We start from the raw sequence: 26,197 nt of genomic DNA, 5'->3' as shown, positions 1-26,197 counted from the left end.
ACACCTGTGTGACAGGTGATGCGACCGTGACCATTTACCGGGGGTGGGACAGTTGAGTCCTCGCAGGACCCATGCGTACAAACCGCTCAGCCTCAAGAGACGGGCGTGGCTGACGGTGGGAGCCGTCGTGCTGAGCGGTGCCGGCGTCGTGACGTACGCCATCGCGGAGCCCTCCGCGCCGGCCGACGCCAAGCGGGAGACCCGCAAGCCGTCGATCCACACGCTCGGGCTCAAGGACCGCGGCTCGGGTCGCAAGGGCCTGGCCAAGCAGGACACCGACCGCTTCAGCGCGGTCGTGCTGACCTGGAACGACCCCGAGAAGCAGGCCAAGGGCACGCCCGAGGTGCGCACCCGGGACATCGAGACCGGCAAGTGGTCGGACTGGCAGAAGGTGACGCTCGAGCCCAGCCAGGCGGACGGCGCCGAGGGCGAGCGGGCCGCTCTGCGCGGCGGCACCGAGTCGGTCTGGACCGGCGACTCCGACGGCATCGAGGTGCGGGTCGTCAACGCGGACGGCACCGAGGCGACGGGCCAGCCGGCCGGCATGGACGTCAAGCTGCTCGACCCGGGCACGGATCCGAAGGGCGCGATACGCCCGGCCGCTTTCGCGGCCGAGGAGACCACGGCGCCGGCCACGCAGTCCCCGGCGCCGACGGAAACGGCCACCCCCACGGCACCGGTCGAGCCGACCGATCCGGCCTCGGCGCCCGGCACCCCGGCGCCCACGGACACCCCCACGGCGACCGGAACGCCCACCGGGTCCCCGTCCCCGACCGCCTCCCCCACCCCGACCTCCACGGTCCCCGCGCCCCGGCCCTCGACGGTCGTCAAGCCGCCGGTCATCACGCAGGCCGAGTGGGGCGCGTCGACCGACTACAACGGCACACCCGAGTACGGCACCGAGATCAAGGCCGCCGTCATCCACCACACCGGCGTCGACAGCGACAACGGCCTGTCCTGCGCCGAGTCCCGGGCCAGGATGCGCACGATCCAGCAGGGGCACCTCAGCCAGGGCTGGTTCGACGTCGGCTACAACTTCGTCGTCGACAAGTGCGGCCAGATCTTCGAGGGCCGCAGCGGCGGCATGGACCTGCCGGTGACCGGCGCGCACGACGCCGGGTTCAACACCGACACGGTCGGCATCTCGTACATCGGCAACTTCGAGAAGGCGCAGCCCAGTCGGGCGGCGCTGGACGCGATCTCCCGGATCGTGGCCTGGAAGTTCGGGATGTACGGCATCGACCCGACCGGCAAGGTGACGCTGACGTCCGGCGTGGACCAGGGCTACAGCGGCAACAAGATCCCGAAGGGCACGTCGGTCACGCTGCCGCGCGTCTTCGGCCACCGGGACACCAACTCCACGGCCTGCCCGGGCGCCAACCTCTACCCCAAGCTCAGCCGGATCGCCCAGGTCGCCAAGACCCCGGGCATCTCGCACGCCCTGGCCACCTCGGACTTCAACCGTGACGGCATCACCGACCTGGTCACCGGCACGCCCCGCGCGCTGAGCAACGGCGGCACCCTCACGGTCGTCCCGGGCGGCATCGACGGCCCGGTCCCCGCCTCGAAGCGGACGATCACCCAGAACAGCACCGGTGTTCCCGGCTCCCACGAGTCCGGCGACAGCTTCGGCGCCTCGACGGCGTGGGGCGACGTCAACGGCGACGGCTACGCCGACCTCGCGATCGGCGCGCCCGGCGAGGACGACACCAGCGGCAACGCCGACCGCGGTTCGGTCACGGTGCTGTACGGCCCGGCGCTCGACTCGGGCCTCACGTACACCACTTCGGGCAGTGTCACGGCGGCGGGCGCCAAGCTCGGCTCCACCGTGGCCGTCGGCGACTTCAACGGCGACGGCAAGGCGGACGTGTTCGCGGCCGGCACCGGCAAGGGCGGCAACTGGAACGCGCGGCTGACCGGCGGCGCGACGGCGACCGGCACGCTGACCTCCGCCACGGGGTCGGTGGCCTACCTGGACGCCGCGACCGGCGACTTCAACCGGGACGGCTACGCGGACGTCGCCCTCAACTACCGCGACACCGGCGGCATCGGCCGCGTGCTCCGCTTCGCGGGCTCGGCGACCGGCCTGACCAAGGCCGGCGTGATCTCCGTCAAGGGCGGCCGCTCCATCGCCGCGGGCGACGTCAACGGCAACGGCTACGACGACATCGTCATCGGCCAGCCGGTGGTGTCGGAGTCGGGCGGCCTCTCCGGCGGCCAGATCACGATGGTCCCCGGCACGTCGACGGGCTTCACCACCACCGGCATGACGACGATCCACCAGGACACGGCCTACGTCCCCGGCGGCAACGAGTCCGGTGACCTGTTCGGCGCCTCGGTCTCGGTCGGCGACTACAACGCCGACGGCTACGCGGACGCCCTGGCCGGCGCCCCCGGCGAGGACCTGACCCGCAGCGGCGTCAACTACGCCAACGCGGGCGACGCGATCCTGGTCAAGGGCGCGTCCTCCGGCCTGACCGGCTCGGGCTCGGTCGCGGTCTCCCAGGACACCTCCGGCGTCGCCGGCACCGCGGAGACCGGCGACCTGTTCGGCTCCGCGGTGTCGCTGACGGACCTGTCGGGCTACGGCCGAGCGGACCTGACGTTCGGCGCGGAGGGCGAGGACGGCACGGACGGCATCGTCCTGTACCTGCCGAGCAACAGCACGGGCCTCGGCTACCCGCAGGCCGTCATCTACAGCAAGACCACCCTGGCCACCCCGACGGACGCCCACCTGGGCCAGACGCTGACGCCGTAGCGACGCCGTCACCCGTCGAGGACACCTGACCCGGCCGGGACCCCACCCATTCACGGGGTCCCGGCCGGGTCATGCTCAGCGGCGTCGCGCTACCACCGCGACTGCTCCCGTGACTGCCCCCGCGTCGCGTCCCGGCACAGCAACCGCAGCGACCCGTCGCCCGCGAAACACCGCCGGGCCTCGTCGATCGGATCCCACAGCCGCCCGTCCGGCGTACGGATCCAGTGCTCGCCGCCCGACGCCCACCACTCCGCGCCGGTCTGACGGGCGATCACCTCACCGGCGTACGCGCCGAGCCCGCGCAGCGTGGTCTCCACGGCGGCACAGGGCGTCCCCTCGTCGCGCAGGCCCTCGATCATCCGGTCGACCCGCCACAGGCTCTGCGCCGAGTAGTCGAGCCGCAGCCGCGCTCCCTCGCGCATCATCGCCACCGCGTCCGCCGCCCACCGGACCGGCTTCGTCGCAGCTGAGGGCCTGGTTTCCTGCTGAGTCGTCACACTGGGGAGAGCGTGGCCGCAGAGCTTTTCGTCACGCGGATCCGGGGGCTGCCCGGGACCGGTGCAGGACCGCCTCACCTCCACCCCACGACGCCCACAGGACTCCCTCAGGAACCAGGTTTACGCGAGCGTCCGTGTTGACGCGAGGGTGACGGTTCGCCGCTCCCGTGCGCTCCAGTCACTGATGAGCATGTACCTCCATCTGCGCGCGGTGCCGCCCTCGGCGCTGCGCAACAGCGCGACCTGGTTCCAGCGCCTTTTCGAGGACGACTGGGACACCGTGCGGGAGCGGATCGGCCGGCATCGCGAGGAGGTGCTCGACAAGCTGTACGGCGACGTCGAGACCCTCTACTCCGGCATCCCCCCGCACCACGCACCGGAAGGCCCACGGACCCAAGTGGTCCTCGGTGGCCGCCCGGTGTTCCACACCGACTCCTCCTTGCCGCCGTTCCTGCTGCTCACCGCCTCCCAGGTGACCGGGGTCGCCGCCTACCTCAAGGCGGCCGACTTCGACGGGCTGTGGCGGCACGCGCGCGTGCAACTGCTGCGGCCGTACGCCGTGCCGGACGCGGAACCCGAAGTGCGCGGCCTCTTCGCGGCGACACACCGCGACCTGACCGCGTTCTACGCACAGACGGCGCAGTACGGCGACGCGGTGGTGAAGTGGCTGGTGGTCTGAGAACAGCTGGTGGTCTGAGAACAGAAGGGGGCAGGGGGGGCAGGGCGTCAGCCCCGCCCCCGGGCCCGCCGCGACACCACCGCCCGCAGCACCCGCCGCCCCTCCGTCGACACCTCCAGCGCCCGGCGCAGCCCGCCCGCACCATGCCCGGCGAGCAGCTCCAGGACGCTGACCTGGCGGCGCAGTTCGGCGGCGACGAGCGGCGACATGCCCTCCGTACGGCCCTCACGGCGTGCGTCGACCGAGGACGCCTCGTCCTCCGCGGGGTCGAGAAGCCGGTGCACCTGCAGCGAGGCCACCGAGCAGGCGTCGGCCCATATGCGTGCCTCGGCGGCGGACCGGACGGCCGGGGCTTCGGCCAGCATCCGCCGGGCGAGCAGCGCGGCCTCGTCCTCGACGCCCTCGTCGTCCACGACCTCCGCGACGCCCAGCTTGACGCGCACCTCCTCCAGCAGCTCGCCCCAAGCGGCCGGGTCCCCGCCGGACGCGAGGTTCGCCCACAGCGGCCGCAGCACCTCGTCGTCACCGCCCAGCAGGGGCACACACCGGTCCAAACAAGCCAACCCGCTGGCGGCCAGTCCGCGTTCGTCGGCCTGAGCGATCAGTTCCACCAGGCTCATCCACGCCTCCTAAGCGGGTCTTTCGTGAGGGCCGGGGCCCCCGCACAGGCCCCTGGCAGGCTCCTTCCCTAACGGAGCCCGCACTTCCCCTTACTGCGTGCGACGGCCCCTGAGTGTCACAGGGGAACCACGCCCAGCCGGTCGAGCAGCCGGAAGAAGAGGTTTTCGGCCAAAGGGTCCGCTTCAGCGGTGAGTACGTCGGCGAGCGGCTCGGCGTTCACCTCGTGCCCGGCCTCGGCGGCCCAGGCGACGGCCCGCTCGGCGGCGTCAGCGGGTTCGAGGAAGTAGTCCTCGACCGTGAGCCCGTCCTCGCCGAGGTACCCGGCCATCGCGGCCCGCCCCAGGCACGTCGTCCACGCCCCGCTCTCCGGCGCCGCGGCCTCCACGACCACGCAGTCACTGTCCATGACGTACCCGAACAGCGCGGGCGCCCCGGTCTCGCGGGCCAGGTCGTTCATGTTCCCGACGTCCCCCTCCCCGCTCGGGTACTCCCACACCTGCCAGCCGCCCGGCGTCCGCTCGCGCAGGGCCAGGCCCTCGACACCCGACAGCGCGTCCAGCTCCGCCAGCGGCCGCTCCCCGCGGCCCACGACGAAGTACCCCCAGTAGCCCATCCCGGTTCCCCCTGGCTGTTCGGTTCGGCTGGGGCCGAATTTTCCACAGTCGTACGGATGTCCGCAGCCGTACGGTCCAATCCGCAGCTCAGCTCAGCCGGTCGGCGAGCCTGCGGAACTCCGCCCAGGACAGCGCCGGCCGCCTCGCGTCCCACAGCTTCTGCACCGTCGCCCTGAGCGGCATCCGGATGCCTGCGGCGACCTGGGCCTGGGTCTGCGCGTTCGAGAAATCGCACCACACCGCGAAGGACCCGCCCAGGATCTGGTCGTCGTACGCAGCCGACACGGCCACCGTTCCCCGCACCACCCGCGGCGTCCACTGCTCGTAGATCCGCTGCCCCGTCGGATAGACGAAGGTCTGCGGCTGCCCCAGCACGTAGTAGAGGAACTCGTCGTTGTAGTTGATCAGCCGGCGCCCCGCGCTCAGATACTGCACCGGCACCCGCGCGCCGATCTCCTTGCCCGTCCAGTACGCCACCTGGATGTCCTTGTCCGGCTGGACGGACGTGTTCCGGAAGAACCCGTCGTTCCAGGCGCGGGGCACCCGGTCGTGGGCGCGGACCGTGGCGGCGCGGTCGTTGAGCCACTTGGTGGTCAGGTCGGCGACGGTTCCCGAGGCGCCGTAGGCCTTCCGCGCGGCGGCGGCGAGCTGCGGGTAGGTCAGCTCGGGGTTGGACACGGTCAGCGCCTGGTACTCGTCGCCGCCGAGATGCCACTGGCCGCCGGGGAAGAGACCGGCGTACTCATTGAGCAGATCGTCGACGATCTTCGCGGACTCGGGGTTGGAGATGTCGATCGCGCCGCGCGTGGCGACACCCGACACGTTCCGCAGCTGCAGCTCGGGGTGCGCGGCGATGACCGCGCCCAGGTGCCCGGGCGAGTCGATCTCGGGCACCACGGTGATGTGCCGGGCGGCCGCCAGCCGGATGATCTTCCTGACCTGGGCCTTGGTGAGGTGCTGCCGGGACACGATCTCGGGGTGCGAGTCGGACTCGATACGGAATCCCTGGTCGTCGGAGAAATGCAGCCCGAGCTGGTTGAACTTCAGGTCACCCAGCTCCCGCACCCGGTCCTCGATCCAGTCCGCGGTGAAGTGCTTGCGGGCGATGTCGAGCATGAACCCGCGCACCGGCTTGGCCGGCGCGTCGCGCACGACGCCCTCCGGCGCCGTACCCCCGCCGTGCACCTCCTGCTTGAGCGTCCGGGTCCCGTAGAAGACCCCCGCCTCACCCGGCCCGCTGATCTCCACGCGGCCCTGGCGCACGGTCATGGTGTACGACTCCGCACCCGCGCCCTGCCCGCCCTTCAGGGCCAGCCGCACGTCCCCGGCACGCACGTCCTCCTTCTCACCGGCGTACGTCAGCCCCAGCTCACCCGCGAGGAGCCGCCCCTCGTCGGCGAGCCCGGCGTCGCTCACGACGACCCGCTCCCGGCGCGCGGGACGCCAGCCGGGCCCCCGGGCGGCGGTGTGGGAACCCACGGCGGGGATGGTCCGGGGGGCTTTGGAGAGCGGATACGACCGGGTGGGCGACGGACTCGGACGGGTCGCCCCCTTCGAGTCGGAGGGCGAGGCGGGCGCGGAGGTACCCGGGGCCGTACGCCCCTGCTGCGACTCTCCGGCCCCTCCGTCGTCGCCGGTGGCCAGGAGCCCGAGGCTCACTCCGGCCGCGACCGTCACGACGACCACCGCGACGATCAGCACCCACGTCTGCGTCAGCGCGCTCTTCGCCGGTGACCGGCGCCTGTGCTTGTGCTGGCTCACGCCGCCAACCTAGGCCCTGTGCGCTCCATCAGGCGTCCACCACACGTTCCGAAACTCTCCCGTTCGACTGAAATTCGGGCATCCGTCGGACACGTCACGTCCACTCTCGATAACGTGGCACCACTCCTCTCCCAAAATCCCCTGCCGAAACCCACGTGACGCCCACACACCTTCCTGGCCGAGTCGCCATACCGTCGCTCCCCGAGCAGACCCGCACTCCACCGTCCCCGAACGCGCTGGAGTCCTTCAACACCGCCCCCGCCGGCGAGATCCGTCGCACGCTGCTCACCTGCCTGCGCAGCCCCCGCTGGGCCGACCGCATCGCGGGCCACCGCCCGTACCCCGACGTCGACTCCCTGCTGGCGGCGTCGGACGAGGCGGCGTACGACCTGGCACCGGCTGATCTGGCGGAGGCGCTGGCAGGCGAAACGTTGCCAGTACTGCCGGAGGGGATCTACGGAGCAGCCCATACGGCGCTCAACGCAGCAAATGCCGCATACGAGGCCAAGTTCGGACACGCATTCGTCATCTGCCTCGACGATCTGCCACCGGCAGAGGCCCTGGACCATGTACTGCACGCCATCCGGTCTCGATTGGCAAACGATCCGGACGACGAACGAGTACTGACGGCAGACGAACTCCGGCGCCTGGCAAAGGGACGTCTGGTGCGCGCCCTGAGGGGCGCGGGGAACCGCGCGACAAGCCACAACGGCGCCGCACACGGCAATAAACCAGATATCTCGCCCCAATAGCCGCCAATCACCCATCCGCGTGCCAGTTTGATCACACCGCCAGCCCCCCGCTCAGCCCAGCGGCAGCGCATGGCTACGATGCTGGGGGCCGGTGGACCGTACCCGGCCGGGCCCGACCGACAGCACAAGCCGGCTGGCCCCAATCCCCGCTCCCGGAGGAACTTCCGTGCCGGCTGGAACGCTGTACCGCGGCCGGGAAGGAATGTGGTCCTGGGTGGCTCACCGAGTCACCGGCGTCCTCATTTTCTTCTTCCTGTTCGTTCACGTGCTGGACACTGCTCTCGTCCGTGTCTCCCCGAGGACTACGACAAGGTCGTAGCCACGTACAAGACGCCGATCGTCGCGCTGCTGGAGTACGGCCTCGTCGCCGCCATCCTCTTCCACGCGCTCAACGGCCTGCGCGTCATCGCCGTCGACTTCTGGTCGAAGGGCCCGCGCTACCAGAAGCAGATGCTCTGGTCCGTCGTCGGCCTGTGGCTCGTGCTGATGCTCGGGGCGATCTACCCCGTTCTCGGCCACGCCGCTCGTGAACTGTTCGGGAGCTGACGCGCACGATGTCAAACAACACAGTCACCACTGAGAAGACCGCCACCGGTATCGGCCCCGTCGAGGGCGAGTCCCTCTACAACGTCGACAACCCGGCCCCCTACATCGAGGCGCCGCGCAAGCGCACCAAGAAGACCCCGAAGTCCACGCGGGGCAACTTCGAGATGGCCGCCTGGCTGTTCATGCGCCTGTCCGGCATCGTGCTGGTCGTCCTGGTCATCGGCCACCTGCTGATCCAGCTCGTGCTGGACGGCGGTGTCTCCAAGATCGGCTTCGCGTTCGTCGCGGGCCGCTGGGCGTCCCCGTTCTGGCAGGTCTGGGACCTGCTGATGCTGTGGCTGGCGATGCTGCACGGGGCCAACGGCCTGCGCACGGTCATCAACGACTACGCGGAGCGCGCGAACACCCGGCTGTGGCTGAAGGGCCTGCTCTACACCGCCACGGTGTTCACCATCCTGCTGGGCACGCTGGTGATCTTCACCTTCGACCCGAACATCCGCTAGGCACGGGGCTGAGGCAACCACCATGAAGATCCACAAGTACGACACCGTCATCGTCGGCGCCGGTGGCGCGGGCATGCGCGCGGCCATCGAGTCCACGAAGCGCAGCCGCACCGCCGTGCTGACCAAGCTCTACCCCACCCGCTCCCACACGGGCGCCGCGCAGGGCGGTATGGCCGCCGCGCTGGCCAACGTGGAGGAGGACAACTGGGAGTGGCACACCTTCGACACGGTCAAGGGCGGTGACTACCTGGTCGACCAGGACGCCGCCGAGATCCTGGCGAAGGAGGCCATCGACTCCGTCCTCGACCTGGAGAAGATGGGCCTGCCGTTCAACCGCACCCCGAACGGCACGATCGACCAGCGGCGATTCGGCGGCCACTCCCGTAACCACGGTGAGGCGCCCGTCCGCCGCTCCTGCTACGCGGCCGACCGCACCGGCCACATGATCCTCCAGACGCTGTACCAGAACTGCGTCAAGGAGGGCGTGGAGTTCTTCAACGAGTTCTACGTCCTGGACCAGCTGATCACCGAGGTCGACGGCGTCAAGAAGTCGGCGGGCGTCGTGGCGTACGAGCTGGCGACCGGCGAGATCCACGTCTTCCAGGCGAAGGCCGTCATCTACGCCTCCGGTGGCTGCGGCAAGTTCTTCAAGGTGACGTCGAACGCGCACACGCTGACGGGCGACGGCCAGGCGGCCGTGTACCGCCGGGGTCTGCCGCTGGAGGACATGGAGTTCTTCCAGTTCCACCCGACCGGCATCTGGCGCATGGGCATCCTGCTGACGGAGGGCGCCCGTGGTGAGGGCGGCATCCTCCGCAACAAGGACGGCGAGCGCTTCATGGAGAAGTACGCGCCGGTCATGAAGGACCTCGCGTCCCGTGACGTCGTGTCCCGCTCCATCTACACGGAGATCCGCGAGGGCCGCGGCTGTGGCCCCGAGGGCGACCACGTCTACCTGGACCTGACGCACCTCCCGCCGGAGCAGCTGGACGCCAAGCTCCCGGACATCACGGAGTTCGCGCGGACCTACCTCGGTATCGAGCCGTACACGGACCCGATCCCGATCCAGCCCACCGCGCACTACGCGATGGGCGGCATCCCGACGAACGTCGAGGGTGAGGTCCTGGCCGACAACACCACCGTCGTCCCCGGCCTGTACGCGGCCGGCGAGGTCGCCTGTGTGTCGGTGCACGGCGCCAACCGTCTGGGCACGAACTCGCTCCTGGACATCAACGTGTTCGGCAAGCGGGCCGGCATCGCGGCGGCGGAGTACAGCCAGAAGGCGGACTTCGTCGAGCTGCCGGAGAACCCGGCCGAGTTCGTGATCGACCAGGTGGAGCGGCTGCGCTCCTCCACCGGCACCGAGCGGGTGGCGACGCTCCGCAAGGAGCTGCAGGAGACCATGGACGCGAACGTCATGGTGTTCCGCACGGAGCAGACGATCAAGACGGCGGTCGAGAAGATCGCGGAGCTGCGCGAGCGCTACAAGAACGTCTCGATCCAGGACAAGGGCAAGCGGTTCAACACCGACCTGCTGGAGGCCATCGAGCTGGGCAACCTGCTCGACCTGGCCGAGGTCATGGCCGTGTCCGCGCTGGCCCGCAAGGAGTCCCGCGGCGGTCACTACCGCGAGGACTACCCGAACCGCGACGACGTCAACTTCATGCGCCACACCATGGCGTACCGCGAGGTGGGCGACGACGGCACCGAGTCCGTCCGTCTCGACTACAAGCCGGTCGTCCAGACCCGCTACCAGCCGATGGAGCGTAAGTACTGATGGCAACCCCCGTTATGGACAAGGTGGAGGCCGAGTCCGCCGCGTCCCCGTACATCACGGTCACCTTCCGGGTCCGCCGCTTCAACCCGGAGGTCTCGGCGGAGGCGACCTGGGAAGACTTCCAGCTGGAGATCGACCCGAAGGAGCGCGTCCTCGACGGCCTCCACAAGATCAAGTGGGACCTGGACGGCACGCTGACCTTCCGCCGCTCCTGCGCCCACGGCATCTGCGGCTCGGACGCGATGAGGATCAACGGCAAGAACCGCCTTGCCTGCAAGACCCTCATCAAGGACATCAACCCCGAGAAGCCGATCACGGTCGAGCCCATAAAGGGCCTCACGGTCCTGAAGGACCTGGTCGTGGACATGGAGCCGTTCTTCCAGGCGTACCGGGACGTCATGCCCTTCCTCATCACGAAGGACACGAACGAGCCCACGCGTGAGCGGCTGCAGTCGGCGGAGGACCGCGAGCGCTTCGACGACACGACGAAGTGCATCCTCTGCGCCGCGTGCACGTCCTCGTGCCCGGTCTTCTGGAACGACGGCCAGTACTTCGGTCCGGCGGCCATCGTCAACGCCCACCGCTTCATCTTCGACAGCCGTGACGAGGCGGGCGAACAGCGCCTGGAGATCCTCAACGACAAGGACGGCGTCTGGCGCTGCCGCACGACCTTCAACTGCACGGACGCCTGCCCGCGCGGCATCGAGGTCACGAAGGCGATCGCCGAGGTGAAGAAGGCACTGATCACGCGCCGCTTCTGAGACCGTTGCCGGTGCGGCGTTCCGTACGGCTGTGAGGGCCCCGTCTCCCGGGTCGGTACCGGGGGCGGGGCCCTCGCCCGTTTCTCAAGGCCTGTCACTGAAAGGGCGGAGCCCGGTCACGGCAGGCGGTGGCTGGACGACGGACACGGCGAACGGCACGCTGACCGTCGCCCTACGAGCCACCACCGACAATCACCGTTTCCGGCCGATCATCCCCTTACTCTGACGGTATGTCAGATGATGAGTCGTACGAGCTGCTCGGGTTCGACAACGTGCTGCTGCCGGTCGGCGACCTCGGCGAGGCCGTCCGGTTCTACGAACACGCCGGGTTCGCGGTCGGGTTCCGACTCGACGAGGCCGGGATCGCGCTGCTGAAGGTCGGGGGCGAGACGCCCGGGATCCTGCTGCGGCACGAGGAGGCGCTGGGGCACCGGCCGCCCCCCTGGCCCTATCCGCGGGTGTGGCTGGAGGTGCCGGACGCGCGAGCGGCGGCGCGGGCGCTGGGAGACGCGGGCATCGCCCCGCTCGACGCGCCCTTCTCCGGGGCCACCGGCTGGACCGTCGAGATCGCCGACCCCTGGGGGAACGTCATCGGGCTCACGGACTACACCAAGCGGCCGGAACTGGCACGCAGGTCATGACGTGACGGAGGCCTCACCCCATTGAGTTGAACACGTTCAAAGCCAGGTCTAGAGTCTTCCTCGTCAGCGTTTTGAACGCGTTCAAGAAGGGGGAGGCCATGGACCGCACGGTCATCGCCTACGTCATCTACCTGGTCGTCAGCATCGCCCTGACCGTCTGGGTGGCCCGCACACTCAGCCGCAACGGGCGGATCTTCCTCGCCGACGTGCTGCGCGGGAACGAGAAGCTCGCCGACGCCGTGAACCACCTTCTGGTGGTCGGCTTCTACCTCGTCAACCTCGGCTTCGTCGCGCTGTACCTGAGCGACGACGACACCATCGTCGACACGCGCGGCATCTTCGAGGCCCTGTCGACCAAGCTCGGCGTGGTCCTCCTGGTGCTCGGCGTGATGCATCTGGCCAACGTCTACGTGCTCAACAAGATCCGCCGGCGCGGGGTGATGGAGCGCGAGCAGGTGCCTCCGGTCGCTCCGCAGGGCTGGGCCGCTCCGTCGGCCGGGGCGTGACCGAGTGGCCGGCATGACGGATGCCGCCGCGGCCGGCGGGCCCCACGCACCGAGCGCCGGGCCCGCCGCCCCGGTCCGCCGGCTGACCGTCCTCTACGACGCCAGCTGCTCCCTGTGCTCCTTCCTGCGCGACTGGCTCGTGAAACAGCCGCAACTGGTTCCGCTGGAGCTGGTGCCGGCCGGGTCCGACGAGGCCCGGCGGCGCTATCCCGGCCTCGACCACGGCGCCACGCTCGACGAGATCACCGTCGTCGGCGACGCCGGGCAGATCTACCGGGGTCCCGCCGCCTGGATCGTCACCCTGTGGGCCCTGCGCGAGCACCGGCCGCTCGCGCATCGCCTCAGCACTCCCTCGGGGGCACGGCTCGCCAAGGGGGCCGTGCTCGCCGCCGCCAAGTGGCGCGGGGCGCAGCAGGGTGGGGCGCGGCGGGGCGGCGGGCAATGGGGCGGGCAGGTCTAGCGACGCGCGGACGGGTGGTCGTACGACCCGAGTCGGGGCTGGACGTACAGCCCGCCGGGCTGCGACGGCGGTACCTGCACGACGCAGTGAGGCCCGGCCCAAAGGAGCTCAATCCATCCTGAACAGCCCGCTTTCGGACTCGGTTTTGGCATGCGCTCTTCCAAAACCGTCTGCGGGTTGGCACGCTGCCTCCCGGTTCTCCACTCCGCTCTCGACCGACTGTCTGTCAGCCGGGCGGCCCACCCGGTCGCCCGGTCCCCCCATCGCAGAAGGAGTACGCGTGAGAGGCATAACCCGCATACCCCGCCCCGTGGTCGGCGCCCTGGTCGGCGTCACCGCGCTGCTCACCGCCGGCGCCCTGGCCACCCCCGCAAGCGCCGCGCCGAGGTCCGACAGCTCCACCGGCGTCAGCTCGGTCTCGGCCGGCGCGCAGAAACAGGCCCGTGACTTCTGGACGCCGGACCGGATGCGCGGGGCGACCCCGCTCGACCTGGTGAGCGTCAACGGCCACTACGACGGCGGCTCGGCACCCCTCAAGGGCAAGGCGACCACCGTCGCGCCCAGCGCTCCGGCCGCGGCCGTCGGCAAGGCCGCCGCCGACATCGGCCTGCTGGCCTTCCCCAACAGCGGCGGCCAATGGACCGGCGGCGGTGCGGTCGTGTCCACGGCGGGCCGGGTGTTCTTCACCTACCAGGGCCGTACGGCGTCCTGTTCCGGCAACGCCGTCACCAGCGCCAACAAGAGCACCGTCATCACGGCGGGCCACTGTGTGAAGCTGGAGGGCGCCTGGCACACCAACTGGGTCTTCGTGCCCGGCTACCACGACGGGCAGGCCCCGTACGGCCGCTGGACCGCGTCGAAGACGCTGTCCACGCCGCAGTGGACGGCGAGCGAGGACATCAACTACGACGTCGGCGCCGCGGTCGTGGCCCCGCTGGGCGGCAAGCTGCTGACGGACGTCGTCGGCGGTCAGGGGCTGGCCTTCAACACCGGCTACAACCTGCCCATGTACTCGTTCGGCTTCCCGGCCGCCGCCCCGTACGACGGCGAGAAGTTCATCTACTGCAGCGGCAACACCAGCCGGGACTTCCTGCTGTCGAACGACCACGGCATGAACTGCAACATGACCGGCGGCTCCAGCGGCGGCCCCTGGTTCACCAAGTTCAACGAGTCCACCGGCACCGGCCTGCTGTCCTCGGTGAACAGCTTCAAGTACAACTTCCTGCCGAACCGGATGTACGGCCCGTACTTCGGCGCCGACGCCCAGAACCTCTACCAGACGGCACAGGCCTCCTGACGGCGGGCCGAAACACCACTCGTTAGGCTCTCGTTCCGTGCCCTCGAAGAACGAAAGCCCTGAACAGGGCGACGCGCCCAGCAAGTCCGAGCAGACCCGCGCCAAGTCGGAGCAGACTCGTGCGCTGATCCTGGAGACCGCCATGCGGCTGTTCCAGGAGCGGGGCTACGACAAGACGACGATGCGGGCGATCGCCCAGGAGGCCGGGGTCTCCGTCGGCAACGCGTACTACTACTTCGAGGGCAAGGAACACCTGATCCAGGGCTTCTACGACCGGATCGCCGCCGAGCACCAGGCGGCGGTCCGGGAGGTCCTGGCCCGGGAGACCGACCTTGAGGCGCGGCTCGGGGGCGTCCTGAAGGTGTGGCTGGACATCGCCACGCCGTACCACGAGTTCGCGGTGCAGTTCTTCAAGAACGCCGCCGATCCCGACAGCCCGCTCAGCCCCTTCTCCCCCGAGTCGGAGCACGCGCGCGTGGAGGCCATCAGCGTCCATCGGCAGGTGCTGGCGGGCGCGACGAAGACCAAGGTGCCCGAAGAGCTGCGGGACGTACTGCCCGAGTTGATGTGGCTCGCGCAGATGGGGCTCGTCCTGTACTGGATCTTCGACCGCACCGAGGGCCGCGAGCGCAGCTACCGGCTGGCCGAGCGAGGTGCCCGGCTGACCGCGCGGGGTGTCTCGCTGGCGCGTTTCCGGGTGCTCAGGCCCTTGGTGCGCGAGGTGCACGAGCTGTTCACCGACTTCCTGCCGGGGATGACGAACGCGCTGCCGGATCCGGCGAAGGAGAAGGCGAACGGGAAGGCCGACGACAGGCCCTAAGGGCTGCCCGCCGACGGCCAGGGAGCGCCCGCCGAGGACGAGCGCCCCTGACACCCGCTCACTGAAGGTCAGTTGACGACGCCCCCGCGTGGGGCGGCGTCCAGCTCGCCCTCGGCCAGCTCCACGTCGTACACCAGCGGCCCGTCCGCCACGACCACCTGGCCCGCCCGGGACCCGTACGACTCGGCGGTCGTCGCCAGCAGATACGTCCCCGGCGCCGGCACCGAGACGATGTACGAGCCGTCGGCCAGGGACGTCACCCGGTCCAACTGGCGCCCGCCCTTCGTCAGCAGCGTCACCGCCGCGCCGTCGACCGGCTCACCGTCGGCGGTGCGGACGAAGCCGTGCACGACCGAGGCCCTGCCCGCCCGTACCGGCTCCTCCTCGGCCACCGCCGCCTCCTCCTTCGGCTCGACGGCCAGATGCGGCATCCGCTTCTCCAGCCAGTCCGGCAGCCACCAGTTCGCCTTGCCGAGCATGTGCATCGCGGCCGGCACCAGGGCCGTCCGCAGGATGAAGGCGTCCAGGGCGACGGCGGCCGCGAGGCCGATGCCCGCCATCGCGCCCTCCATGTCGCCGCTCAGCACGAACGCGCTGAACACGCAGATCATGATCAGGGCGGCGGAGTTGATGACCCGGCTGGTCTCCGCGAGGCCGACGCGGACCGCGCGCGCGTTGTCCTTCGTGTGGACCCACTCCTCGTGCATCCGGCTCACCAGGAACACCTGGTAGTCCATGGAGAGGCCGAACAGCAGGGACAGCATGATGACCGGCAGGAACGACGTGATCGGTCCTTCCTTGCCGACGCCGATGAGCTCGGTGCCCCAGCCCCACTGGAAGATCGCCACCAGGACGCCGAAGGACGCGGCGGCCGCGATGAGGTTCATCAGGGCGGCCGTCAGCGGCACCACCAGCGAGCGGAAGGCCACCAGCAGGAGCAGGAAGCCGAGCGCGATGATCGTCGCGACGAAGTACGGCAGGCGCTCGCCGGTGACCGATGCGAAGTCCTTGAAGACCGCCGTCACCCCGCCGACGTGGGCCTCGGCCCCGGACTGCGGGATCACGTCGTCGCGCAGCCGGTCGATCAGCTGGTCCGTCTGCTCGGACTGGGGCGATGTGTCCGGTACGACCTGGATGACCGTGACGCCGTTCGCGGGCGGGAGGGCGGCCACTTGGGCGACGCCCTCGGTCGAGCGGATGCCGTCGACCAGGCCGGCGGGGGCATCACCCTCGACGACCACCTGGAGCGGGCCGTTGAAGCCCGGGCCGAAGCCCTCGGCCAGCAGGTCGTAGGCCTGCCGGGTCGTGGTGGACTCCTGGTGGTTGCCCTGGTCGGTGGCGCCGAGTCGGAGCGACAGCACGGGGATCGCGAGGACCGCCATGACTACGACGGCCAGCGCGGCTACCGGACGCGGGCGCTTTTGGACGTACGACGACCAGCGCGCCGCGAGTCCGCTCGCCTCCTCCGGCTCCGGTCCCGCCGCGGCCAGCTTGCGCCGCTGCCGGCGGCTGAGCACCCGCATGCCGAGCAGTCCGAGGAGGGCGGGCAGCAGGGTGACCGCGGCCAGCACGCTCAGGACGACGGTGAGCGAGGTCGCGACGACCACGCCGTCCAGGAACCGCATGTTCATCACCAGCATTCCGGCGAGCGCGATGCACACCGTGCCGCCCGCGAACAGCACGGCGCGACCGGAGGTGTTGAGGGCCGTCACCGCCGCCTCCTCCGGCTTCATCCCGCGCAGGATGCCGCGCCGGTGCCGGGTGACGATGAACAGGGCGTAGTCGATGCCGACACCGAGGCCGATCAACGAGCCGAGCAGCGGGGCCACTTCGGGCACGTCGGTGACGTGGCTCATCAGCATCGTCGCGATCATGCCGGTGCCGACGCCCGCGATCGCCACGACGATCGGCAGCAGCATCGCGAAGAGCGAACCGAAGGCCAGGAACAGCACGACCGCCGCCGCGAGGATGCCGACCGCCTCCGCGATGCCCTGCGGCGGCTCCTGGGTGCGGGCGATCGCCTGGCCGCCCAGCTCGACCTGGAGTCCGTCGCGTTCGGCGGCCTGCGCCGTGTCGACGACGTCCTCGATCAGCTCCATGGGGACGGCGTTCGCCTGCTCGGTGAAGGTGATCTGGGCGTACGCGATCCGCCCGTCCCGACTGATCTGCGCGGCTGACTGGGCCGCGTACGGGTCGGTGACCTCACCGACCCCCTTCATCCGCCCGATCTCCTCGAGCGCGGGCTCGATCCGGGACCGTACGGACTCGTCCCGTACGGAACCGTCGTCCACCTTCCACACCACCGTGTCGGTGTCGCCGGCACGCTCCGGGAAGGCCTTCTCCATCAGGTCGTACGCGGTCGTGGAGTCCGTGTTCGGGAGGGAGAAGACGTTCGCGTAGTTCGTGCCCGCGGCCGAACTCGCCGCGCCCAGGCCGAACAGTGCCCCCAACCACAGCAACAGGACCACCAGCCGGTGCCGATAGCACCACCGTGCCAATGCCGCCACGCTCAACGCTCCTTATTCGGTTCGGTCGGTCCCCCAGGTCCTGGGCAACAGCATTGGCGGCGGCAGGCGCGCGTGGCAGGCGAGGGCCATGACTCTCAAGGAACTCCAAAGCGACCAACCGCCCGACTGTCAGTGGCCCCGCCGATACTGGGGGCATGACGACGGCTTCTGGCACCGTGCTGGTCGTGGAGGACGAGGAGAGCATCGCGGACGTCCTCGCGATCGCCCTGCGCTACCACCGTTTCGAGGTAATGATCGCGGGCACGGTCCGCGAGGCGCTCGCCCTCGCCGAGCGCACCCGGCCCGACGTGGCGCTGCTCGACGTCATGCTCCCGGACGGCGACGGCCGCGCCCTCGGGCGTGAACTGCGCGAGCGGCGGCCCGGCCTGGCACTCGTCTTCCTCACCGCACGCGACTCGCCCGCCGAGATCGTCGGCGCGCTCGGCTTCGGCGACGACTACATCACCAAGCCGTTCAACATCGACGAGGTCGTCGCCCGCATCACGGCGGTGCTGCGCCGCACCCGGCCGGCCGACGTCCTGCCGCAGCGACCGCCGCTCAGATACGGCGACCTGGAACTGGACGAGACGACGTACTCGGTGCACCGCGCGGGCCGGACCGTCGAACTCACCCCCACCGAGTACGCGTTGCTGCGCTTCCTGGTGCGCAACGGCGGCCGGATCGTGCCCAAGGAGCAACTCCTGCGCCACGTCTGGCAGTACGAGCACACCCCGCCCGAGTCGACCGTCGTCGAGACCTACATCAGCTATCTGCGGCGCAAGCTGGACGCCCTGGGACCGCCGGTGATCACCACACGGCGGGGCGTCGGATACGGGCTGGCATGAGGATCCCCGGGGTCTTCGACGTCCGCCGCCGGCGCGGCATCCACTCGCTGCGCGGCAAGCTGACGCTGGCGAACGTGGCGCTGCTGGCCGTCGGCATCGCCGTCGCCACCGCGGTCAGCCTGATGACCGCGCGTTTCTACCTGCTCGGCAAGGTCGACACCGAGCTGATGAACGCGCGCACCACCTTGCGGAACGCCGGGTTCACCCTTCAGCAGATCGAGTCCCTGAGCGAACTGGGCATCGCGCTGGACAAGTTCACCGGCGACGGGGCCACGGACACCGATCCGCTGCCCAGCCCGACCATGGTGTACGTCGCGGTCGACTCCGCCGGGCGGCCGGTGGCCCTGGGCCCGCTGAAGCCGACACCCCGCCAGCACGCGCTCGCCGCCGCCGCGAAGGACCCGGTCGCCCTCGCCGCCGACGAGGACCCGCGGGACGTACGGGTCGACGGTGAGCGCCATCGGCTGACCGGCGCGCGGTTGTCGGACGGCACCGTCGTGCTGATCGCCGTACCGACCGAGGGTCTGCACGAGGGCATGGGCAAGGCGCTCAGGATGGACCTGGCCGTCGGCACCCTGCTGCTGGCGCTGCTCGGCTGTCTGACGATGTTCAGCGTGCGCCGCCGGATGCAGCCGCTGGAGGACATGGTGGAGACCTCGTCCGCGATCGCCGAGGGCGATCTGACCCGGCGCGTCCCCTCCAGCCGAGAGGCCACCCTGGAGGTCGAACAGCTCCGGGTCGCCCTCAACTCGATGCTCCACCAAGTGGAGTCGGCGTACCGCACCCGCGAGCGCAGCGCGGCCCAGCTCCGCCGCTTCGTCGGCGACGCCTCCCACGAGCTGCGCACCCCGCTGTCCGCGATACGCGGGTACCTCCAGCTGTACGACAAGGGGATGCTGGTCGAGCCGGCCGAGCGCAAGCGCGCCTGGGACCGGATGAACGGCGAGGTCGACCGCATGGGCCGCCTCGTCGACGAGCTGCTCACCCTCGCCCGCCTCGACCAGCAGCCCGAACTGCGCTTCCGCAACGTCGACTTGAGCCGACTCGTGCGCGACGCCGCCGAGGACCTGCGGGTACAGCAGCCGGAACGGCCTCTCACGGTCGACGCCGACGGCACCCTGCTGGTGCGCGCCGACGAGTCGGGGCTGCGCCAGGTGCTGGGCAACCTGCTCAGCAACGTCCGCACGCACACGCCCGCGGATGTGCCGGTGCGGCTGGGGGTGGAGCGGGCCGACGGGGTCGTACGGCTGTGTGTCGAGGACAAGGGGCCGGGGCTGTGCGCGGAGGACGCGGCACGCGTCTTCGACCGGTTCTTCCGGGCCGGCGGGGGTGCGGGCAGCGGTCTGGGGATGGCGATCGTGCAGGGGGTGGTGGAGGCGCACGGCGGCGAGGTCAGCGTGCGGACGGCGCCAGGTGAGGGCTTGCGGGTGACGGTGACGCTGCCGACCCCAGGGGCGCGGGGAACCGCGCGTCCAGCCCCGTACGGCCCGCACCGCGAACCCGGAGAATCCCACCCACCCGGAGCGTCACGGCACTCCTAGCGGAGCGACAAGCGCCCATACCGTCTGCCCGTGCCGTCCCCGGCTCCACACCCCCCACGCCGCGGCCAGGTTCTCCACCAGGTGCAGGCCGCGGCCGGCCTCCTCCCACTCCTCCACCACCCGTGAGCGGGGCTCGAGCCGGCCCTCGTCCGACACCTCGATCAGGCAGGAACCGTCGGCGAGCGCGGTCACGGCGACCTCGAACTCCCGCTCAACGAGCGGGCCGTGGCGTACCACATTGGTGGCCAGCTCCGAGACGAGCAGCACCGCGTCCTCCAGCGCCGGATCCCGTGGCCCGTGCCCCCAGTCGGCCAGGTGGTCCCGGGCCCGGCGCCGGGCGAGGCCGACGGACGCCGGGTGCCGGGGCAGCCGAAAGACGTTGCGTCTCACCACGTTTGCTCCTCACCCGGCGCACACCTTCGTCACAGGATGCAGCGCGGAGTGCCCCCCTGGCATCAGCAGGGGGATGTCAAGGCAGCGAGATCGCGTCAGATCCAGGAGAGGCGCCAGAGCCGGAAGACACCGGTGCCGTCCGACAGATACTGACCGCCGCCGACGTCCTCGCTGGTGACCACGTACTCCTTGGCCTGCCACAGCGGAATGACCGGGACGTCGCGGGCCACGGTCTCCTGCACCGAGCGGAGGTCCCGTACGGCCTCGCTGCGGTCGGCGTACTGCTGGCTCGCCGTGATCTGCCGGTCGACGCTCTTGTTGCTGTAGCCGGTGTGCATGGTGCCGTCGGTGCCGACGAGGGGGCTGCCGTAGGTGTCCGGGTCGGGGAAGTCGGCGACCCAGCCGACGGCGTAGGCGTCGAGCTTGCCGCCCGCCCAGCGCTTCTGGAAGTCGGTCCACTCGTAGCCCTTGACCGTCACCTTGAACAGGCCGGTCGCCTCCAGTTGCCGCTTGATCTCCGCGGCCTCCTCGGCGGCGGCGCCACGGCCGGTGGCGTAGCCGTAGGTGAAGCGGACGGGCAGGCTGACGCCGGCCTCGTCGAGCAGGGCGCGCGCCTTGGCGGTGCTGAGCTCGGGATAGGTGTCGAAGAACGACGTGGTGTGGCCGGTGATGCCGGTCGGGATCAGCGAGTACAGCGGGTCGACGGTGCCCTTGTACACCGTGGCCGCCAGCCGCTCGCGGTCGATCAGCCAGGCCATGGCCTGCCGGACCCGGACGTCGTGCAGCGGTGAACCCGCGCGGGTGTTGAAGTACAGGTTGCGGATCTCGGAGCTGTCCGCCTCGGAGACGCGCTGGTCCGGGTCGGCGGCGTTCAGGCCGGCGAGGACCCGGGGCGGCAGCGTGCGGGTGGCGACGTCGACCTGCTTCGCCTTCCAGGCGGCGTCGAGGGCGTCGGCATCCGCGTAGTAGCGCAGTTCGACGGGACGGCCGGTGCCCTTGAGGGCGCCCGTGTAGCGCGTATTGGGGGCGAGGACGGCCTTCTTGTCCTTCGTGTACGCGGTCAGGGTGTACGGGCCGGTGCCATCGACACCGTTGTCACTGCGCAGCGCGCCCGCCGGATACTTCTCGCGGTCGACGATGGCACCCGCCCCGGTGGCCACCTTCAGCGGGAACGTGGCGTCGGGCGACGACAGATGAAAGGTGACCGTACGGCCGCTCGCGCTCACCGAGCCGAGCGTGTCCAGCACGGCGGACGGGCCGACGTCCGACTTGATCCGCTTGACCCGGTCGAAGGAGTACTTGACGTCCTGTGCGGTCATGACGCGCCCGCTCGGGAACGTGAGGCCTTCGCGCAGTTCGCAGCGGTAGGTGGTCAGTTCGCTGCCGACGAACGCGCAACTCTCGGCTGCGTCCGGCACGGGTGTGGTGCCGCCCGGCTCGAAGGTCAGCAACGACTGGAAGACGTTGTTGAACAGCGCCCAGGACCCGGCGTCATAAGCGCCGGCCGGGTCGAGCGACGTGACCGCGTCCGTCGTACCGACCGCGATGGTCCCGCCCTGGTCCTCCTGCGACGGCAGCAACTGCCAGCCGCCCACTCCCACGGCCGCCAGCGCGAGCAGCGTCGCGAGAATCCGCATGCGAACAGAACGCATGGGTGTGCCTCTCCCCAGGCCCTCGACGGGCCCCCGCATGAGCAATGGATTTACGCCACTCCCCTTAGTGGCGCGCACACCTAATCACACGGGTTTCACCAGGGGGAAGGGGATTCTGGTGACATGGGAAAGAACTTACCTACGGGCGTTTCCAGCGGATTTCACAGGCTGTTCACAGAGTGGACGGACAGGCCGTCGCCCGTCAGGCCTGACGGGACGCCAGCTCGATCACCGTGACGTCGGACGGGGCACCCACGCGCGTCGGCGGACCCCAGGCGCCCGCGCCCCGGCTGACGTACAGCTGGGTGTCGCCGTAGTGCTCCAGGCCGGCCAGGGTCGGGTTCGCCATCTCCGCCACGAGGTTGCCGGGCCACATCTGGCCGCCGTGGGTGTGGCCGGAGAGCTGGAGGTCGACGCCGTGGTCGACGGCGTCGTGGATCTGGACCGGCTGGTGGGCGAGGAGCACGCACGCGCGTGCTCTGTCCCGGTCACCGAGGGCCTTGGCGAAGTCGGGGCCCTGACCCTCGCCCTCGCCCGCGACGTCGTTGACACCGGCCAGGTCGAAGTGGGGCAGCTCGGTACGGGCGTTCTCCAGGGGGCGCAGGCCCAGACGGCGTACCTCCTCGACCCACTGCTCGGCCCCCGAGAAGTACTCGTGGTTGCCGGTGACGAAGAACGCGCCGTGCCGGGCCCTCAGTTGGGCCAGCGGGGCGGCCGCCGGGCCGAGGTCCTTCACGCTGCCGTCCACCAGGTCGCCGACCACCGCGATGAGATCGGGCTGGGTGCCGTTGATCGTGTCGACGACCTTCTGGGCGAAGCCCCGCCCCAGGACCGGGCCCAGGTGGATGTCGCTGACGACCGCGATCCGGTAACCGTGCGCCGCGCGCGGGAGCTTGGCCAGCGGGACGGTGACCCGCTTCACCTTCGGGCCGCGCAGCACGCCGTACGTGCCGTAGCCGACGGTGCCGACGGCGGCCGCCGCGGCGGCACCGGCGACGACCCGGGAGACGAAGAGGCGGCGGGTGGGGGTGGCGAGCGGGCGTGACGGGTCGGTGGGCTCCGGGGTGAGGACCGGGGCCGGGTCGGTCTCGGACGCCGGCGGCGGGTCGGTCGTGAGGGCGGTGGAGGGGCCGGAGGCGGACGGGAGCGTCTGGTTCTCGGCCGCCTTGGTGCCGGACGTCGTGGCAGGCGCTGTGGCGGGGGACACGGCAGGGGATGCGGCCGCCGTCACTCCCGCCGGCACCGGCTCCGGTTCCCGTACGGCTTCCTCGGCGCGCGCCCGCCGCTCGACCCACCGCCGCAGCAGTGGTCGTACGAGTTCACCCGCCACCACTCCCAGCAGCAGGTATATCGACAGGGCCAGCCACAGGAAGCCCGGCCAGGCCAGGATCTGCTGGAGCAGGAAGGGCGCACCCGCGCGTTCGGCGACGAGGGCACCGACCGTCAGCGCCCAGCCGCCGGCGATCACCACCGCGCCCGCGCGGCGCACGAACCCGGGTCCGCGGGTCGTGTCGCGGAAGAGGCGGCGCCACACGAACCAGTTGCCCGCCACCAGGGCGGACAGCACGAGCAGTGCGACAAGCGCGAAGACGATGACCACGCCGACGTTCCCTTTCCTTTGCGTGCCGAGTGAACGTCCCGGGCCCTGGCCGAGTTCCTATGACGTGCGGCGCAGTGCGCGCACTCCGCGCAACCCGATGACCCCGATGACCGTCCCCAATACGAAGGAGACGACGGCGAGCAGCAGGTGCACCCAGAAGTACGCCGTCGGGTGACCGTCGTCGAACGCGAGCCCGCTGCTGTCCTTGATCAGGTTTTTGACGAAAGTGACCCAGATGACCCAGCTCCACACCCCGAAGGCGAGCAGGAACCAGGAGACGGGGCGGCTGAGCTTCATACGTTCAGTATCACCATCACCTGTCCGGTTCCCCGAGCGGGGTGGGGACGGAAGCGGGACTTCCATGGGAACGGCATGTACTTTCTCCGTCGTGCCCGCACCCAAGAAGACCGCCAGGCGATCCCTGCTGGTCACTTCCGCCGTCCTGTCGTCCCTCGCGCTGACCGCGCCCGTCTCCCACGCGGCTCCCAAGCCGTCACCGAGTACGAGCCCGTCGGCCACTCCCCCGGCGAACATGTCGACCGTGGGCGGCGAACGGCTCGGCCGGCCCGGCACACAGGTGAACCTCGCGAGCGGTGTCCCCGTCCTGCCCAAGGACCTGAGCGCCCGCTCCTGGGTCGTCGCCGACGCCGAGTCCGGACAGGTGCTCGCCGCGCACAACGCGCACTGGCGGCTGGCGCCCGCGAGCACCATGAAGATGCTGTTCGCCGACACGGTGCTGCCGAAGTTCCCGAAGACGATGGAGCACAAGGTCGTCCCGTCCGACCTGGCGGACATCGGTTCCGGCTCCAGCATGGTCGGGATAAAGGAGGGCGAGACGTACACCGTCCACGACCTGTGGCTCGGGGTCTTCCTGCGCTCCGGCAACGACGCCGTGCACGTCCTGTCGAAGATGAACGGCGGGATCAAGAACACCGTCGAGGAGATGAACGCGCACGCCGAGGAGCTGCAGGCCCTCGACACACACGCCGTGTCCCCCGACGGCTACGACGCTCCGGGCCAGGTCTCGTCGGCGTACGACCTCACCCTGATCGCCCGCTCCGGGCTGCAGAAGAAGGACTTCCGCGAGTACTGCTCGACCGTCACCGCCAAGTTCCCGGGCGAGACGAAGAAGAACAAGAAGGGCAAGTCGGTCCGCGAGTCCTTCGAGATCCAGAACACCAACCGGCTGCTGTCCGGCGACAGCGACATCCCCGTCTACCAGGGCATCGCGGGCATCAAGAACGGCAACACCACGAACGCCGGCGCCACCTTCACCGGTGTGGCCGAGCGCGACGGCAAGGTGCTGCTCGTCACGGTCATGAACCCGGAGAAGAGCGAGCACAACGAGGTCTACAAGGAGACCGCGCGGCTCTTCGACTGGGGCTTCAAGGCGGCCGGCAAGGTGCAGCCGGTGGGTGAGCTGGTGCCGCCGAAGGGCGCGGTGCAGGCCAGCGCGCAGCCGGGTGCGAACGACTCCGGGGAGGCCGGTGGCGCCGGGGACGGCCAGGAGTCGTCGAAGTCGGCGGTGGGGGCCTCGGCTGCCGGCGGCTCGAGCGGCATCGGCGTCGCGATCGGGATCGCCGGCGGGGTGCTGGTGCTGCTCGCGGCGGGCGTGTTCCTGATCAACCGCCGGTGGCCGCTGCCCGACCTGGTGCGCCGTCGGAGCCGCCCCTGACGCCGGGCTTCGCGGGCGGAGTTGAGCCGTCGGGCGGACCTGAACCTTCGGGCCCGCCCGCGTGTTCGAGCTCGCCCGAGTCCTCGGACTCGCCGGAGTCCTCTGCCTCACCCGAGTCCCCCGACTCATCGGCGAGTTCGGTCTCCTTGCTCTGCGTCGCCGTCCAGGCTGCGCAGAACACCACCAGCTTCGCGGTGAAGTTGATCCACAGCAGCAGGGCGACCGGCACGCCGAACGCGCCGTACATGCTCTTCGTGGCCACGCCCTGCATATAGCCGCTCAGCAGCAGCTTCAGCAGTTCGAACCCGATCGCGCCGATCAGCGCCGCCACCATCAGCCGACGGCGCGCCGGTTCGACACCGGGCAGCAGGGTCAGGACGTACAGCAGGAGCAGGAAGTCGGTGAGTACGGCGACGAGGAACGCGGCGATGTGCAGCAGGACGCCGCCCCAGCCGCCCTCGTCGATGCCGATCTGCCGGGTGATCCAGCCGACCATGGCGGAGGCGACCGCGGAGGCCACGATCGTCACCAGCACCGCGCCGCCGAGGCCGACCAGGACGCCCGCGTCCTTGGCCTTGCGCAGGACGGGGTTCTCCTCGTCGTCGGGCAGCTCCCACACGGCGCGCAGGCACTCGCGCATGGAGCCGACCCAGCTGATGCCGGTGAACAGCAGCACGGCGCCGGCGATGAGGCTGACCGTGCCGGCGTTCTGGACCAGTGCGCCGATGTCGAGCTGGTCGGAGATGCCGGGTACCTGTTCGGCGAGCTTGTCCTCCAGTTTGTCCTGCTGCTCCTGGCTGAGCGTCGCGGCGGCGATCGCCGCGGCCACCGTGAGCAGCGGAAACAGCGCGACGAAGCTGATGAACGTCATCGCGGCGGCCAGCCGTGTCCACTTCACCCGGTCCATGCGCTCGTACGACCGCCACGCGTGCGTGGTCATCAGCCGGGTCACCATGGGCCCGACGCCGGGGAGTTTTTTCAGCCAGTCCAT

The 26,197-nt window shown here is 70.4% G+C and carries 23 protein-coding genes and 2 pseudogenes; 15 read left to right on the top strand and 10 right to left on the bottom strand.

All coding sequences use genetic code 11. From position 1 onward, the window contains the following. Positions 1 to 127 precede the first annotated feature (127 nt). Positions 128 to 2,758 (top strand): N-acetylmuramoyl-L-alanine amidase, encoded by a 2,631-nt coding sequence (locus ACQEV2_RS26580; RefSeq protein ID WP_433046411.1) that lies wholly within the window; start codon positions 128 to 130, stop codon positions 2,756 to 2,758. A gap of 89 nt (positions 2,759 to 2,847) precedes the next feature. Here the strand turns inward: ACQEV2_RS26580 and ACQEV2_RS26575 are convergent, their stop codons facing one another. After that, positions 2,848 to 3,255 carry a hypothetical protein gene (locus ACQEV2_RS26575; protein WP_433046409.1) on the bottom strand — a complete coding sequence of 136 codons (408 nt, stop codon included), beginning with the start codon at positions 3,253 to 3,255 and terminating at the stop codon, positions 2,848 to 2,850. Positions 3,256 to 3,439: 184 nt separating this feature from the next. On the opposite strand from ACQEV2_RS26575, the gene ACQEV2_RS26570 reads away from it, so the two are divergent. Beyond that, positions 3,440 to 3,934 (top strand): DUF1877 family protein, encoded by a 495-nt coding sequence (locus ACQEV2_RS26570; protein ID WP_433046406.1) that lies wholly within the window; start codon positions 3,440 to 3,442, stop codon positions 3,932 to 3,934. 47 nt (positions 3,935 to 3,981) lie between these two features. On the opposite strand, the gene ACQEV2_RS26565 is transcribed toward ACQEV2_RS26570, so the two are convergent. The 3 genes from ACQEV2_RS26565 to ACQEV2_RS26555 all read right to left on the bottom strand — a co-directional run bounded on the left by ACQEV2_RS26565 (position 3,982) and on the right by ACQEV2_RS26555 (position 6,930). Further along, positions 3,982 to 4,554, bottom strand: coding sequence for a hypothetical protein (locus ACQEV2_RS26565; RefSeq protein WP_433046403.1), 573 nt, complete (start codon positions 4,552 to 4,554; stop codon positions 3,982 to 3,984). Positions 4,555 to 4,670: 116 nt separating this feature from the next. Beyond that, positions 4,671 to 5,168, bottom strand: a complete 498-nt coding sequence (locus ACQEV2_RS26560; protein ID WP_433046400.1) for a hypothetical protein — start codon at positions 5,166 to 5,168, stop codon at positions 4,671 to 4,673. An 88-nt stretch (positions 5,169 to 5,256) separates the two neighbouring features. Then, entirely contained in the window at positions 5,257 to 6,930 is a 1,674-nt protein-coding gene (locus tag ACQEV2_RS26555; RefSeq protein WP_433046397.1) for a beta-N-acetylhexosaminidase, read from the bottom strand. Positions 6,931 to 7,085: 155 nt separating this feature from the next. On the opposite strand from ACQEV2_RS26555, the gene ACQEV2_RS26550 reads away from it, so the two are divergent. From ACQEV2_RS26550 to ACQEV2_RS26505, 10 genes and pseudogenes are all read left to right on the top strand, one after another. Next, positions 7,086 to 7,682: a 2-oxo-4-hydroxy-4-carboxy-5-ureidoimidazoline decarboxylase gene (locus ACQEV2_RS26550; protein WP_433046394.1), complete on the top strand. Its 597-nt coding sequence runs from the start codon at positions 7,086 to 7,088 to the stop codon at positions 7,680 to 7,682. A gap of 202 nt (positions 7,683 to 7,884) precedes the next feature. Continuing rightward, positions 7,885 to 8,228: pseudogene (gene sdhC, locus ACQEV2_RS26545) on the top strand (succinate dehydrogenase, cytochrome b556 subunit). Between the two features lie 8 nt (positions 8,229 to 8,236). Next, complete coding sequence (locus ACQEV2_RS26540) at positions 8,237 to 8,731, top strand: succinate dehydrogenase hydrophobic membrane anchor subunit (RefSeq protein ID WP_433046391.1); 495 nt, start codon at positions 8,237 to 8,239, stop codon at positions 8,729 to 8,731. Positions 8,732 to 8,753: 22 nt separating this feature from the next. Further along, on the top strand, positions 8,754 to 10,508 hold the full coding sequence (gene sdhA, locus ACQEV2_RS26535; protein ID WP_433046388.1) for a succinate dehydrogenase flavoprotein subunit: 1,755 nt from the start codon (positions 8,754 to 8,756) through the stop codon (positions 10,506 to 10,508). Then, positions 10,508 to 11,269 carry a succinate dehydrogenase iron-sulfur subunit gene (locus ACQEV2_RS26530; protein WP_398820700.1) on the top strand — a complete coding sequence of 254 codons (762 nt, stop codon included), beginning with the start codon at positions 10,508 to 10,510 and terminating at the stop codon, positions 11,267 to 11,269. Before sdhA ends, ACQEV2_RS26530 begins: the two co-directional genes overlap by 1 nt. 230 nt (positions 11,270 to 11,499) lie before the next feature. Beyond that, on the top strand, positions 11,500 to 11,910 hold the full coding sequence (locus tag ACQEV2_RS26525) for a VOC family protein (protein WP_433046383.1): 411 nt from the start codon (positions 11,500 to 11,502) through the stop codon (positions 11,908 to 11,910). Between the two features lie 98 nt (positions 11,911 to 12,008). After that, positions 12,009 to 12,416: a hypothetical protein gene (locus ACQEV2_RS26520; RefSeq protein ID WP_433046380.1), complete on the top strand. Its 408-nt coding sequence runs from the start codon at positions 12,009 to 12,011 to the stop codon at positions 12,414 to 12,416. Positions 12,417 to 12,429: 13 nt separating this feature from the next. Further along, positions 12,430 to 12,966, top strand: a pseudogene (locus tag ACQEV2_RS26515) (thiol-disulfide oxidoreductase DCC family protein). 190 nt (positions 12,967 to 13,156) lie between these two features. Next, positions 13,157 to 14,173: a trypsin-like serine peptidase gene (locus tag ACQEV2_RS26510; RefSeq protein ID WP_433046377.1), complete on the top strand. Its 1,017-nt coding sequence runs from the start codon at positions 13,157 to 13,159 to the stop codon at positions 14,171 to 14,173. Between the two features lie 37 nt (positions 14,174 to 14,210). Beyond that, positions 14,211 to 14,993 (top strand): TetR family transcriptional regulator, encoded by a 783-nt coding sequence (locus ACQEV2_RS26505; protein ID WP_433046374.1) that lies wholly within the window; start codon positions 14,211 to 14,213, stop codon positions 14,991 to 14,993. A gap of 68 nt (positions 14,994 to 15,061) precedes the next feature. Here the strand turns inward: ACQEV2_RS26505 and ACQEV2_RS26500 are convergent, their stop codons facing one another. Then, positions 15,062 to 17,491, bottom strand: a complete 2,430-nt coding sequence (locus tag ACQEV2_RS26500) for an MMPL family transporter (protein WP_433054773.1) — start codon at positions 17,489 to 17,491, stop codon at positions 15,062 to 15,064. Positions 17,492 to 17,655: 164 nt separating this feature from the next. Between ACQEV2_RS26500 and ACQEV2_RS26495 the strand changes: the two genes are divergently transcribed. Next, positions 17,656 to 18,345, top strand: coding sequence for a response regulator transcription factor (locus ACQEV2_RS26495; protein WP_433046371.1), 690 nt, complete (start codon positions 17,656 to 17,658; stop codon positions 18,343 to 18,345). After that, the gene (locus ACQEV2_RS26490; RefSeq protein WP_433046368.1) at positions 18,342 to 19,886 is read left to right on the top strand and encodes an ATP-binding protein; all 1,545 of its coding nucleotides are present in this window, start codon (positions 18,342 to 18,344) and stop codon (positions 19,884 to 19,886) included. Before ACQEV2_RS26495 ends, ACQEV2_RS26490 begins: the two co-directional genes overlap by 4 nt. Here the strand turns inward: ACQEV2_RS26490 and ACQEV2_RS26485 are convergent. From ACQEV2_RS26485 to ACQEV2_RS26470, 4 genes are all read right to left on the bottom strand, one after another. Further along, positions 19,872 to 20,279, bottom strand: coding sequence for an ATP-binding protein (locus ACQEV2_RS26485; RefSeq protein ID WP_433046365.1), 408 nt, complete (start codon positions 20,277 to 20,279; stop codon positions 19,872 to 19,874). The genes ACQEV2_RS26490 and ACQEV2_RS26485 overlap by 15 nt on opposite strands. A gap of 95 nt (positions 20,280 to 20,374) precedes the next feature. After that, positions 20,375 to 21,931, bottom strand: a complete 1,557-nt coding sequence (locus ACQEV2_RS26480; protein WP_433046362.1) for an ABC transporter substrate-binding protein — start codon at positions 21,929 to 21,931, stop codon at positions 20,375 to 20,377. A gap of 202 nt (positions 21,932 to 22,133) precedes the next feature. Continuing rightward, complete coding sequence (locus ACQEV2_RS26475) at positions 22,134 to 23,531, bottom strand: metallophosphoesterase (RefSeq protein WP_433046359.1); 1,398 nt, start codon at positions 23,529 to 23,531, stop codon at positions 22,134 to 22,136. A gap of 57 nt (positions 23,532 to 23,588) precedes the next feature. Continuing rightward, positions 23,589 to 23,828: an SCO4848 family membrane protein gene (locus ACQEV2_RS26470; protein WP_398820666.1), complete on the bottom strand. Its 240-nt coding sequence runs from the start codon at positions 23,826 to 23,828 to the stop codon at positions 23,589 to 23,591. Positions 23,829 to 23,919: 91 nt separating this feature from the next. On the opposite strand from ACQEV2_RS26470, the gene ACQEV2_RS26465 reads away from it, so the two are divergent. Then, complete coding sequence (locus tag ACQEV2_RS26465) at positions 23,920 to 25,206, top strand: D-alanyl-D-alanine carboxypeptidase family protein (RefSeq protein ID WP_433046355.1); 1,287 nt, start codon at positions 23,920 to 23,922, stop codon at positions 25,204 to 25,206. On the opposite strand, the gene ACQEV2_RS26460 is transcribed toward ACQEV2_RS26465, so the two are convergent. After that, positions 25,154 to 26,197 (bottom strand): YihY/virulence factor BrkB family protein, encoded by a 1,044-nt coding sequence (locus ACQEV2_RS26460; RefSeq protein WP_433046352.1) that lies wholly within the window; start codon positions 26,195 to 26,197, stop codon positions 25,154 to 25,156. The two genes, ACQEV2_RS26465 and ACQEV2_RS26460, sit on opposite strands and share 53 nt — an antisense overlap.

The organism is Streptomyces sp. CA-251387, assembly GCF_050936625.1.
Lineage (GTDB): Bacteria > Actinomycetota > Actinomycetes > Streptomycetales > Streptomycetaceae > Streptomyces.
This window is presented reverse-complemented; position numbering and strand designations above follow the sequence as displayed.

Excerpts from the sequence above, each read along its gene's own strand:
- ACQEV2_RS26570 (WP_433046406.1), top strand. The coding sequence starts at position 3,440 with ATGAGCATGTACCTCCATCTGCGCGCGGTGCCGCCCTCGGCGCTGCGC.
- ACQEV2_RS26565 (WP_433046403.1), bottom strand. The coding sequence starts at position 4,554 with ATGAGCCTGGTGGAACTGATCGCTCAGGCCGACGAACGCGGACTGGCC.
- ACQEV2_RS26560 (WP_433046400.1), bottom strand. The coding sequence starts at position 5,168 with ATGGGCTACTGGGGGTACTTCGTCGTGGGCCGCGGGGAGCGGCCGCTG.
- ACQEV2_RS26540 (WP_433046391.1), top strand. The coding sequence starts at position 8,237 with ATGTCAAACAACACAGTCACCACTGAGAAGACCGCCACCGGTATCGGC.
- sdhA (WP_433046388.1), top strand. The coding sequence starts at position 8,754 with ATGAAGATCCACAAGTACGACACCGTCATCGTCGGCGCCGGTGGCGCG.
- ACQEV2_RS26530 (WP_398820700.1), top strand. The coding sequence starts at position 10,508 with ATGGCAACCCCCGTTATGGACAAGGTGGAGGCCGAGTCCGCCGCGTCC.
- ACQEV2_RS26525 (WP_433046383.1), top strand. The coding sequence starts at position 11,500 with ATGTCAGATGATGAGTCGTACGAGCTGCTCGGGTTCGACAACGTGCTG.
- ACQEV2_RS26520 (WP_433046380.1), top strand. The coding sequence starts at position 12,009 with ATGGACCGCACGGTCATCGCCTACGTCATCTACCTGGTCGTCAGCATC.
- ACQEV2_RS26495 (WP_433046371.1), top strand. The coding sequence starts at position 17,656 with ATGACGACGGCTTCTGGCACCGTGCTGGTCGTGGAGGACGAGGAGAGC.
- ACQEV2_RS26490 (WP_433046368.1), top strand. The coding sequence starts at position 18,342 with ATGAGGATCCCCGGGGTCTTCGACGTCCGCCGCCGGCGCGGCATCCAC.
- ACQEV2_RS26480 (WP_433046362.1), bottom strand. The coding sequence starts at position 21,931 with ATGCGTTCTGTTCGCATGCGGATTCTCGCGACGCTGCTCGCGCTGGCG.
- ACQEV2_RS26470 (WP_398820666.1), bottom strand. The coding sequence starts at position 23,828 with ATGAAGCTCAGCCGCCCCGTCTCCTGGTTCCTGCTCGCCTTCGGGGTG.
- ACQEV2_RS26460 (WP_433046352.1), bottom strand. The coding sequence starts at position 26,197 with ATGGACTGGCTGAAAAAACTCCCCGGCGTCGGGCCCATGGTGACCCGG.